We start from the raw sequence: 10661 nt of genomic DNA, 5'->3' as shown, positions 1-10661 counted from the left end.
CCCTCACGGGCCCGCCACCCCCCGCGGGTACTGTCCGCCGGTCCGCGCGGACTGATCCGCGAAGACCGGCCGGACAGGACCCAGGCGATCAGATGAGTCTCAACCGGTCCGGAGTTCCGGAGGGTTCGGACTCAGGGAGTCCGGGATCAGGACTCTTCGTTGATCAGCTGGTCGATCTCCGCGTCGGCCGCCTTCGTGGCCTCCGCTACCGACTTGCCCTTGATGATGTCGAGCAGCATGACCTCGAGCGTTTCCTTCTTCTCGATGGCCGTCCAGCCCGGGGCGATCGGCGTGAACCACGCGTCGGGAACGGCGTTGGCTATCGGCGCGGTCTCCGGCTTCGCCTGCAGCGGCTCAAGCTGCTTGGTGTTGTTCGGCAGGATGTTCTTGGAGGCGAGGACCTCCTGCGACTTGGCGCTGGTGAAGGCCGCGATCCACTCCTCACCGAGGTCCAGGACCTTGGACTTGGAGATGGTGGCGAGGTCGGAACCGCCGATGAAGGACGGCAGGGTCTTGCCCTCGGGGCCGGGCATGGCGGCCGTACCGATCTTGTCCTTCAGCTTCGGGTTGCCGTTCGACGCCGGGTCGATGACGCTGCCGGCCTCCCAGCCGTGGCCGTAGAGGAGCGCGGTCTTCTCGTTGGCCAGGACGTTGGCGTGGTCCGCCTCGTCCTTGGTCTTGTCGCCGTGGTTGTACTTGTTCACCAGGTCGACGAAGTGCTGGATGCCCTTCTGGGCCTCGGGGGTGGAGAGGCTGGCCTTCCACTCCTTGGCGCCCTCGTCGTACTTGGCCACCGACCCGCCGTACGCCGCGACGTACGACAGCGCCGCGTACCAGTAGCGGCCCGGCAGGTAGAGCGGCGAGAACGCCTTGTCCTTGCCGTACTTGGTGCCGACCTGGCCGAGGGCCTTGGTCAGGTCCGCCTCGGTGGTGGGCAGCACGTCCGAGCCGGTGGCGGCCTTGAACATGTCCTTGTTGTAGAGCGCGACCCGGGCACCCGCGTAGTAGGGGACACAGAACTGCTTGCCCTCGAAGGTGCAGGTGTCCTTCAGACCCTTGATCCAGGTGTCCGAGTTCTCGTACTTGGCCGGGTCGATCTCACCGAGCGCGCCGTTGAGGATGTACGTCATCGTCTCGGTGTTGCCCAGCTCGACGACATCGGGGTACTTGTCGCCGGCGAGCGCCGCGTCGAGCTTCTTGGCCTTGTCCGCCCACTGCTGGTACTGGACCTTGACCGTCACGTTCGGGTACTTCGCCTTGAACTGGTCGTTGACGTCCTTGACCAGCTCCGGCCAGGTGCTCTGCGCGTCCGACATGAGCCAGACGGTCAGCGTCTCCTTACGGTCCTTGGGATCCTTCGACGCCGTGCTGTCGTCCGAGCCACACGCGGCAATACCGACCATCATGCCCGCGACGCCGACCGTCGCGATGAGCTTGCGCTTCACGCCACCCTCCTCAGGGATGCCTGCAACCCCTGCCCACCGCGAAGACCGCGAAGACTTACGACGAGTACTGCTGGGGCTGGGACCTGGTCTTTAATGGTTTAGACCAGTACGGGGAGCTTGGCCTAGACCTTTAGGGGTGTCAAGGGTGTATAAGAAGGGCAGTCGTGTCCGTTATCGGACCGACACCTGAGGGAGGGCGACGACCCGTGGCCGGACCGTGCCACCATGTGAGCCGCGACAGACGGAGGAGCCGGTGACGGCAGCAGCGCAGGAGTCGGGAAGGCAGGCCATGGCCGCGGACGGGGGCGGAAACGTCACGGAGACCGACAACGGGATCCCCACCCGTACGGCACGCGTGCCTAAGTATTACCGCCTGAAGCGGCACTTGCTGGATATGACGGAAACTCTGCCGCCAGGCACCCCGGTGCCTCCGGAGCGCACGCTCGCCGCCGAGTTCGACACCTCGCGCACCACCGTGCGCCAGGCGCTCCAGGAACTGGTCGTCGAGGGCCGGCTCGAACGGATCCAGGGCAAGGGGACGTTCGTCGCCAAGCCCAAGGTCTCCCAGGCCCTCCAGCTCACCTCGTACACCGAGGACATGCGGGCCCAGGGCCTGGAACCGACGTCCCAGCTCCTGGACATCGGCTATGTCACCGCCGACGACACCCTGGCGGGACTGCTCGACATCACCGCGGGCGGACGCGTCCTGCGGATCGAGCGGCTGCGGCTGGCCAGCGGTGAGCCGATGGCCATCGAGACCACGCATCTGTCGGCCAAGCGCTTCCCCGCCCTGCGCCGCTCGCTCGTCAAGTACACCTCGCTCTATACGGCGTTGGCCGAGGTGTACGACGTCCATCTCGCCGAGGCCGAGGAGACGATCGAGACCTCGCTGGCCACTCCGCGCGAGGCCGGACTGCTCGGCACGGATGTCGGCCTGCCGATGCTGATGCTCTCGCGGCACTCGCTGGACGCCGCCGGTGAGCCGGTGGAGTGGGTGCGCTCGGTCTACCGCGGCGACCGCTACAAGTTCGTGGCGCGGCTGAAGCGCCCGGCCCGCTGACCCCGGACCGCGGCGGGCGGAAGGATCGGACGTACGGTCAGGAACCGGGCCCCGGGGCCCGGTTCCTCCGCGTTCACCTCCCAGTCCTTCACATCCGGACCTACCCGCCGCTGATGCCATTGCCGTAGATTTCCTGCGCGCTCATCAATGGCGATCAGTGAGGGGACGGATCCGCTGTGTCAGAAGTCCAGGAAGAAAAACCGCCCACGACACGACCTCCGACGGTCACTCCCGTACGCGTGGTGATCGCGCTCTGTCTCTTCGCGCCCTTCGTGGCCCTGCTCTGGGTGAGCTCCTACGCCAGGACCGACCCCGCCTTCATCGGTATCCCGTTCTTCTACTGGTACCAGATGGCCTGGGTACTGCTCTCGGCGGTGCTGACCATGACCGCCTATCAGCTCTGGCAGCGTGACCAGCGCGCCCGCGCCACCGGCAGTGCCCGTGGCGCCCATGGCTCCCGCGGCTCCGGTGGCTCCGGTGGCTCCCGCGAGGGAGGTGCGTCGCGATGACCGACGGCGTGAACGGTGTCGCGCTCACCGTCTTCATCTTCTTCTTCCTGGCCGTCACGGTCATGGGCTTCCTCGCCACCCGCTGGCGCAAGGCCGAGAACGAGCACAGTCTCGACGAATGGGGCCTGGGCGGCCGGTCGTTCGGCACCTGGGTCACCTGGTTCCTGCTCGGCGGCGACCTCTATACGGCGTACACCTTCGTGGCCGTCCCGGCGGCGATCTACGCGGCGGGCGCGTCCGGCTTCTTCGCCGTGCCGTACACCGTCCTCATCTACCCGCTGATCTTCACCTTCCTGCCCCGGCTGTGGTCGGTGTCCCACAAGCACGGCTATGTGACCACCTCGGACTTCGTCCGGGGACGCTTCGGCTCGAAGGGGCTCTCGCTGGCGGTCGCCGTCACCGGCATCCTCGCCACCATGCCGTACATCGCGCTCCAGCTCGTCGGTATCCAGGCGGTGCTGGATGTGATGGGCCTCGGCGGCGGTGAGGACACCAACTGGTTCGTCAAGGACCTCCCGCTGCTGATCGCCTTCGGTGTGCTCGCCGCGTACACCTACTCGTCCGGGCTGCGCGCGCCCGCGCTGATCGCCTTCGTCAAGGACACCCTGATCTATCTGGTGATCGCCGTGGCGATCATCTACATCCCGATCAAACTGGGCGGCTTCGACGACATCTTCGCCAAGGCGGGCGAGGCCTTCGCACAGCCCAACTCCGCGACCGGCCAGCCACGCGGCGCGCTCGTGCCGGGCGAGGCCGGGCAGTGGGGCTATGCCACGCTGGCGCTCGGTTCCGCGCTCGCGCTCTTCATGTATCCGCACTCCATCACGGCGACACTGTCCAGCCGCAGCCGCGATGTGATCCGCCGCAACACCACGATCCTGCCGCTGTACTCACTGATGCTGGGGCTGCTGGCGCTGCTCGGCTTCATGGCGATCGCGGCCGGGATCGAGGTCGAGAACGGACAGCTCGCGATCCCGCAGCTCTTCGAGACCATGTTCCCCGCCTGGTTCGCGGGGGTGGCCTTCGCGGCCATCGGTATCGGCGCGCTGGTGCCGGCCGCGATCATGTCGATCGCGGCGGCCAATCTCTTCACCCGCAACATCTACAAGGACTTCATCAAGCCGGACGCGACACCGGCGCAGGAGACGAAGGTCTCGAAGATCGTCTCACTGCTGGTGAAGGTGGGGGCGCTGGCCTTCGTCCTCACCATGGACAAGACGGTGGCGATCAACTTCCAGCTCCTGGGCGGGATCTGGATCCTCCAGACGCTCCCGGCCCTGGTCGGCGGGCTGTTCACCCGCTGGTTCCACCGCTGGGCGCTGCTCGTCGGCTGGGGCGTCGGCATGGTGTACGGCACGGCGGCGGCGTACGGCGTCGCGAGCCCCACCCAGAAGCACTTCGGCGGCTCCTCCGCGGAGATCCCGGGGCTCGGGGAGATCGGCTACATCGGTCTCACCGCGTTCGTGCTGAATGTGGTGGTGACGGTGGTGCTCACCTTCGTCATGCGGGCGCTCAGGGCCCCCGAGGGCGTCGACGAGACCTCCCCCTCCGACTACACGGCGGACGCGGGCGACCCGGGCGTCCAGGTGGAACTCCCGGCGGCGACCACCTCGGGCGACCCGGTGCGCTGACCCCTGAGCCACCCGGTACGCCGACCGCGTACGCCCGCCGTACGGCCGTGGAAGGGCCGCCGCGACTCCCGGAAGGAAGCGGCGGCCCTTCCGTATGCGGCGCGCGCCCGGAACGGACGAGGCCGACAACAAGCACCGAACCGACGCACGACACTACATCTGGGGGGTGACGCAGCGACCACCCACCAGATGTATGCTCGACCTCGCTGTCGACGCAGGGGAATCCGGTGGGAATCCGGAACTGTCCCGCAACGGTGTGCTGTGGCGTGTTTTGTCATGCCCGCGAGTCCGAATACCTGCCGACGGTGCGTCCGGTTCGACCGATCCGGGCGCCGAGACGTCCGGGCCTCGCGGTTGGGCCGGTGGACGCCGTACACCGTGCTGCCCGGGGAGGGTCCGTACGGCTGTGCGCGCCCCCGTATCCCCCGCACCGGCCCGGAGCCGAGCGAGGGAGAGCACCACGTGACCATCGCGCCAGCCGATCCGGCTTCAGCCCCGGCTCCAGCCCCGGCTTCACTCCGCCCCGAAATCACCGGGACCACCGGGACCACCGGAACCGCCGGACCTGCCGACGGCCCCGGGGCCGTTCTGCTGCGGACCCTGACGGAACTGACCGCCGATCTGCCCGACACCGACCCGGGCCGGGTCGCCGCCGCCGCGCTCCGGGGCCGTAACGCCGCATCGGACGAGGCCGAGCTGCGCGGGCTCGCCACCGAGGCGGCGGCCGGGCTGATCTCCGAGGACCCCGCGTACTCCCGGCTCGCCGCCCGGCTGCTCACCCGCGCCATCGCCGACGAGGCCGCCGGCCAGGGCGCGGTGTCGTTCTCCGCGTCGGTCGCGACCGGTCACCGCGAGGGCCTGATCGCCGACCGTACGGCCGCCTTCGTCACGCGCCACGCCGACCGCCTCGACCAGCTGATCGACCCCGCCGCCGACGACCGCTTCGGCTACTTCGGGCTCCGCACGCTCCACAGCCGCTATCTGCTCCGCCATCCGCTGACCCGTCAGGTGATCGAGACCCCGCAGCACTTCCTGCTGCGCGTGGCGTCCGGCCTCGCGGAGGACGAGAGCGTGCGCGCGCTGGAGGAGGTCGCCGCGCTGTACCGGCTGATGAGCCGGCTGGACTATCTGCCGTCCTCGCCGACGCTCTTCAACTCCGGCACCCGCCACCCCCAGATGTCCTCCTGCTATCTGCTGGACTCCCCGCTCGACGAGCTGGACTCCATCTACGACCGCTACCACCAGGTGGCCAGGCTCTCCAAGCACGCGGGCGGCATCGGCCTCTCGTACTCCCGTATCCGCTCGCGCGGTTCGCTGATCCGGGGCACCAACGGGCACTCCAACGGCATCGTCCCGTTCCTGCGCACCCTCGACTCCTCGGTCGCGGCCGTCAACCAGGGCGGCCGGCGCAAGGGCGCGGCCTGTGTCTATCTGGAGACCTGGCACGCCGATCTGGAGGAGTTCCTGGAGCTGCGGGACAACACCGGTGAGGAGGCGCGGCGCACCCACAATCTGAATCTCGCGCACTGGATCCCCGACGAGTTCATGCGGCGCGTCGAGACGGACGGCCGGTGGTCGCTCTTCTCCCCCGTCGACGTGCCGGAACTGGTCGATCTGTGGGGCGACGAGTTCGACGCGGCGTACCGGGCCGCCGAGGCGGCGGGCCTGGCCCGCAAGTCCCTGCCCGCGCGCGAGCTGTACGGCAGGATGATGCGTACCCTCGCCCAGACCGGCAACGGCTGGATGACCTTCAAGGACGCCTCGAACCGTACGGCCAACCAGACCGCCGAGCCCGGCAGCGTCGTCCACTCCTCCAATCTCTGCACGGAGATCCTGGAGGTGACCGACGACGGCGAGACGGCCGTGTGCAACCTCGGCTCAGTCAACCTCGGCGCCTTCGTCCTGGAGTCGGGCGAGATCGACTGGGAGCGGCTCGACGAGACCGTCCGTACGGCCGTGACCTTCCTCGACCGGGTGGTGGACATCAACTACTACCCGACCGAGCAGGCCGCCGGCTCGAACGCGAAATGGCGTCCGGTGGGCCTGGGCGCGATGGGTCTCCAGGACGTCTTCTTCAAGAAGCGGCTGCCCTTCGACTCCCCCGAGGCCGCCGCGCTCTCCACCAGGATCGCCGAGCGGATCATGCTCGCCGCGTACGAGGCGTCCTGCGACCTCGCCGAGCGCAACGGCCCGCTGCCCGCCTGGGACCGTACGCGCACGGCCCGTGGCGTACTGCACCCCGACCACTACGACGTGGAGCGGGCCTGGCCCGAGCGCTGGGCGGCACTGCGCGCCCGCGTCGCGGCGACGGGCATGCGGAACTCCCTGCTCCTGGCGATCGCCCCGACGGCGACCATCGCCTCGATCGCCGGTGTGTACGAGTGCATCGAGCCGCAGGTCTCCAATCTCTTCAAGCGCGAGACGCTCTCCGGTGAGTTCCTCCAGGTCAACTCGTATCTGGTGGCGGACCTGAAGCGACTGGGCGTCTGGGACGCGCGCTCGCGCGAGGCGCTGCGCGAGTCCAACGGCTCGGTGGCGGACTTCACCTGGATCCCGGCGGAGATCCGCGATCTGTACCGCACGGCGTGGGAGATCCCGCAGCGCCGACTGATCGACATGGCGGCGGCCCGTACGCCGTACCTGGACCAGAGCCAGTCGCTGAACCTGTTCCTGGAGACGCCGACCATCGGGAAGCTCAGCTCGATGTACGCGTACGCCTGGAAGAAGGGCCTCAAGACGACGTACTACCTGCGCTCGCGCCCGGCGACGAGGATCGCGAGAGCGGCGAGAGCGGCCGTACCCGCTCAGGCGACGGCCCCGGCGGCCACGGCCGAGGAAGCCGTCGCCTGCTCCCTGGAGAACCCCGAGTCCTGTGAGGCGTGCCAGTAATGACCACCGAGACAACCGCTGAGACTGCTGTGACTGCTGTGACTGCTGAGAAGACGACGCCGAAGACCAAGAACCTGCTGGACCCGGGCTTCGAACTGACCCTTCGGCCCATGCGGTATCCGGACTTCTACGAGCGCTACCGCGACGCGATCAAGAACACCTGGACGGTGGAGGAGGTCGACCTCCACTCCGACGTGGCCGACCTCGCCAAGCTCACCCCCGCCGAGCAGCACATGATCGGCCGGCTGGTCGCGTTCTTCGCGACGGGCGACTCGATCGTGGCGAACAATCTGGTGCTGACGCTCTACCGGCACATCAACTCCCCCGAGGCGCGGCTGTATCTCTCGCGCCAGCTCTTCGAGGAGGCCGTGCACGTCCAGTTCTATCTGACGCTGCTCGACACCTATCTCCCCGATCCCGAGGACCGCACGGCGGCCTTCGCGGCGGTGGAGAACATCCCGTCGATCCGTGAGAAGGCGCAGTTCTGCTTCCGCTGGATGGACTCGGTCGAGACGATCGACCGGCTGGAGTCCCGGTCGGACCGCCGGCGCTTCCTGCTCAATCTGATCTGTTTCGCGGCCTGTATCGAGGGGCTGTTCTTCTACGGCGCGTTCGCCTACGTCTACTGGTTCCGCTCCCGGGGCCTGCTGCACGGCCTGGCCACCGGCACCAACTGGGTGTTCCGCGACGAGACGATGCATATGGACTTCGCCTTCGAGGTCGTGGACACGGTACGGAAGGAGGAGCCTGAGCTGTTCGACGAGGACCTCCGGCAGCAGGTCACGGACATGCTGAAGGAGGCCGTCGAGGCGGAACTGCAATTCGGCCGCGATCTGTGCGGCGAGGGCCTGCCGGGCATGAACACCGAGTCGATGCGGGCGTACCTGGAGTGCGTCGCCGACCAGCGCCTCCAACGCCTTGGCTTCGCCCCGGTCTACGGCTCGGAGAACCCGTTCTCCTTCATGGAACTCCAGGGCGTCCAGGAGCTGACGAACTTCTTCGAACGCCGCCCGTCGGCGTACCAGGTCGCGGTGGAGGGCACGGTCGGCTTCGACGACGACTTCTGACGGCTTCGAGGCCACCCGCCCGTTGTCGTACCCGTACCGCACAATCGGTTCATGGACTTCACGATCAGAGAGGCCGAGCCCGGGGAGTACCCGCGGCTCGGGGAGATCACCGCACGGGCGTATCTCGGGGACGGTCTGCTGGACTTCGGTGAGGACGACTCGTATCTGCCCACACTGCGCGATGTGGCCCGCCGGGCGGCCGAGGCGGTGGTCCTGGCGGCCGTGGACCCGGACGGGACGGTGCTGGGCGGGGTCACCTTCGTCCCGTCCGGCGGACCGTGGGCGGACATCGCCCGGGACGGCGAGACCGAGTTCCGGATGCTGGCGGTCGACCGGGCGGCCCGGGGCAGAGGCGTGGGCGAGGCACTCGTCCGCGCCTGTGTGACCCGCGCGCAGGACACGGAGGGCTGTATACGGATCGTCCTGTCGACCCAGTCGTCCATGCGCCAGGCGCACCGGATCTACGAGCGCCTGGGCTTCACCAGAACCCCCGACCGCGACTGGGAACCGTACCCCGGGCTGCCCCTCCTGGCCTACACCCTGGACCTCCGCTCCCCCGCCCCCCAACCCGACTGACCCACGACAACCGTCCCCGGTCCTGTGGGCGGTGAGCAACGCTGATCCGCCGTTCCGATGCGAAGGCGGCACGGTCCGCGGCGCTACCCCCGGGGTGCCTGGGAGCGGGTGTGGAGGGTGCGGGCGACCCTGGGGCCCAGCCAGCGCTTGAGTTTGCGCAGGGGCTCCAGCTGCTCGGCGGCTCTGTCGATTCGGTAGTAGAGCTGGGGCGGGACATGGGGGAGCAGGGGGGAGTGGCGCTGGCCCAGGAGGGCGAACATATGGGCCGGGGCGAGATTGATGTAGCGGGGGAGGTTCTCGTACCACTGGGCGCTGTAGCGGGCCGCGCTCTGGACGGGGAGGAGGGCGGACTTGCGTTCGCGCTCGTAGTGGGCGAGGGCGGGGCGGAGGTCCGTGTGGCCGCGCAGCGCTTCGGCCAGGGCGATGGCGTCCTCCAGTGCGAGGGTGGTGCCCGCGCCGATGGAGTAGTGCGTGGTGTGCGCGGCGTCGCCGAGGAGGACGAGATTGCCCCGGTACCAGGTCCGGTTGGTGAGGGTACGGAAGGTGAGCCACTGCGCGGCGCGGTCGGTGTGCGACCGGCCGATCAGCCGGTGCCCGTCCAGGGGGCCGGCGAAGAGCCGCTCCAGCAGGGCCAGGCCCTCGGCCTCGCTCGCCCGGTGGAGCCCGAGTCCCCGCCAGGTGGCCGGGGAGCACTCCACGATGCAGGTGCTGTGCTCCGCGCTGAACCCGTAGCCGTAGCACCAGATCCAGCCGTGTTCGGTCTCCACGAAAGCGAAGGTGAAGGAGCCGAAGACCTTGGTGGTGCCGAGCCAGATGTACATGTTCCGGCCGGCCGAGGACTCCGTGCCGAAGTGGTCGGCGTGGCGCTCGCGCAGTCCGCTGCCCACACCGTCGCAGGCGACGACCAGATCGGCCTCGGGCGGCTCGGCCGCGCCGTCGATCGCGTGCTCGAACTCCACGCGCACACCGAGCGATCCGGCCCGGTCGGCGAGAAGGTCGAGCAGTCCGCGGCGGCCGATGCCGAAGCCCTCGTCGCCGTGGTGCACCGTCGTACGGTCCCGGACATGCGCGGTCCCGTCGTTCCAGCGGACCGAGTTCTCGCTGATGGCACGCGCGGACTCGGGGTCGTTGCGGCGGAGTTTCTCGATGAGGCCGCCCCAGTAGGTCACGCCCCAGCCGTATGTCGACCCGGCCGGGTTCCGCTCGTAGACGGTGATGTCATGGGACGGGTCCTGCCGCTTCATCAGGATCGAGAAGTACAGGCCGGCGGGCCCGCCACCGACGCAGGCGACCTTCACACGCACTCCCTTCAGTGACGCAAAGTGATCGATTCGCGACGAAGGGTAGCAGCAGGGGCGGACGGCCGAGGCTCGGGACGACCCCGAACACGTACCGGCCGGCGTACGCGCCGGGGCCCCACGCACGCCGCGTGGGGCCCCGTACCGCTGATCGCCGTCATGCCCGGGGCGTCGCCCGGGTCGGTG

The 10661-nt window shown here is 68.8% G+C and carries 8 protein-coding genes and 1 riboswitch; of the genes, 6 read left to right on the top strand and 2 right to left on the bottom strand.

The window, feature by feature from the left end:
• Positions 1 to 146 precede the first annotated feature (146 nt).
• The gene (locus ACWGDX_RS28335; protein ID WP_453630009.1) at positions 147 to 1445 is read right to left on the bottom strand and encodes an extracellular solute-binding protein; all 1299 of its coding nucleotides are present in this window, start codon (positions 1443 to 1445) and stop codon (positions 147 to 149) included.
• Positions 1446 to 1734: 289 nt separating this feature from the next.
• Here ACWGDX_RS28335 and ACWGDX_RS28330 point away from each other — a divergent pair, with 289 nt between their 5' ends.
• The 6 genes from ACWGDX_RS28330 (at position 1735) to ACWGDX_RS28305 (ending at position 9177) form a co-directional block, all read left to right on the top strand.
• The gene (locus tag ACWGDX_RS28330; protein WP_363079691.1) at positions 1735 to 2505 is read left to right on the top strand and encodes a GntR family transcriptional regulator; all 771 of its coding nucleotides are present in this window, start codon (positions 1735 to 1737) and stop codon (positions 2503 to 2505) included.
• A 176-nt stretch (positions 2506 to 2681) separates the two neighbouring features.
• Positions 2682 to 3014 (top strand): DUF3311 domain-containing protein, encoded by a 333-nt coding sequence (locus ACWGDX_RS28325; RefSeq protein ID WP_453630007.1) that lies wholly within the window; start codon positions 2682 to 2684, stop codon positions 3012 to 3014.
• Positions 3011 to 4645: a monocarboxylate uptake permease MctP gene (gene mctP / locus ACWGDX_RS28320; RefSeq protein ID WP_453630005.1), complete on the top strand. Its 1635-nt coding sequence runs from the start codon at positions 3011 to 3013 to the stop codon at positions 4643 to 4645. The genes ACWGDX_RS28325 and mctP overlap by 4 nt, the downstream gene beginning before the upstream one ends.
• A 176-nt stretch (positions 4646 to 4821) precedes the next feature.
• A riboswitch (cobalamin riboswitch) is annotated at positions 4822 to 4963 on the top strand.
• Between the two features lie 144 nt (positions 4964 to 5107).
• Complete coding sequence (locus ACWGDX_RS28315) at positions 5108 to 7534, top strand: ribonucleoside-diphosphate reductase subunit alpha (protein WP_453630003.1); 2427 nt, start codon at positions 5108 to 5110, stop codon at positions 7532 to 7534.
• Complete coding sequence (locus tag ACWGDX_RS28310; RefSeq protein ID WP_453630001.1) at positions 7534 to 8601, top strand: ribonucleotide-diphosphate reductase subunit beta; 1068 nt, start codon at positions 7534 to 7536, stop codon at positions 8599 to 8601. Before ACWGDX_RS28315 ends, ACWGDX_RS28310 begins: the two co-directional genes overlap by 1 nt.
• A gap of 51 nt (positions 8602 to 8652) precedes the next feature.
• Positions 8653 to 9177, top strand: coding sequence for a GNAT family N-acetyltransferase (locus ACWGDX_RS28305; protein WP_453630000.1), 525 nt, complete (start codon positions 8653 to 8655; stop codon positions 9175 to 9177).
• A gap of 83 nt (positions 9178 to 9260) precedes the next feature.
• Here the strand turns inward: ACWGDX_RS28305 and ACWGDX_RS28300 are convergent, their stop codons facing one another.
• Positions 9261 to 10475 carry an FAD-dependent monooxygenase gene (locus ACWGDX_RS28300; RefSeq protein ID WP_453629998.1) on the bottom strand — a complete coding sequence of 405 codons (1215 nt, stop codon included), beginning with the start codon at positions 10473 to 10475 and terminating at the stop codon, positions 9261 to 9263.
• Positions 10476 to 10661 lie beyond the last annotated feature (186 nt).

It is taken from the genome of Streptomyces sp. NPDC055025 (genome assembly GCF_053608565.1).
The sequence above is the reverse complement of the archived record's forward strand: the minus strand, read 5'-3'. Positions and strand labels throughout refer to the sequence as shown.

Excerpts from the sequence above, each read along its gene's own strand:
- ACWGDX_RS28330 (WP_363079691.1), top strand. The coding sequence starts at position 1,735 with ATGGCCGCGGACGGGGGCGGAAACGTCACGGAGACCGACAACGGGATC.
- mctP (WP_453630005.1), top strand. The coding sequence starts at position 3,011 with ATGACCGACGGCGTGAACGGTGTCGCGCTCACCGTCTTCATCTTCTTC.
- ACWGDX_RS28310 (WP_453630001.1), top strand. The coding sequence starts at position 7,534 with ATGACCACCGAGACAACCGCTGAGACTGCTGTGACTGCTGTGACTGCT.
- ACWGDX_RS28305 (WP_453630000.1), top strand. The coding sequence starts at position 8,653 with ATGGACTTCACGATCAGAGAGGCCGAGCCCGGGGAGTACCCGCGGCTC.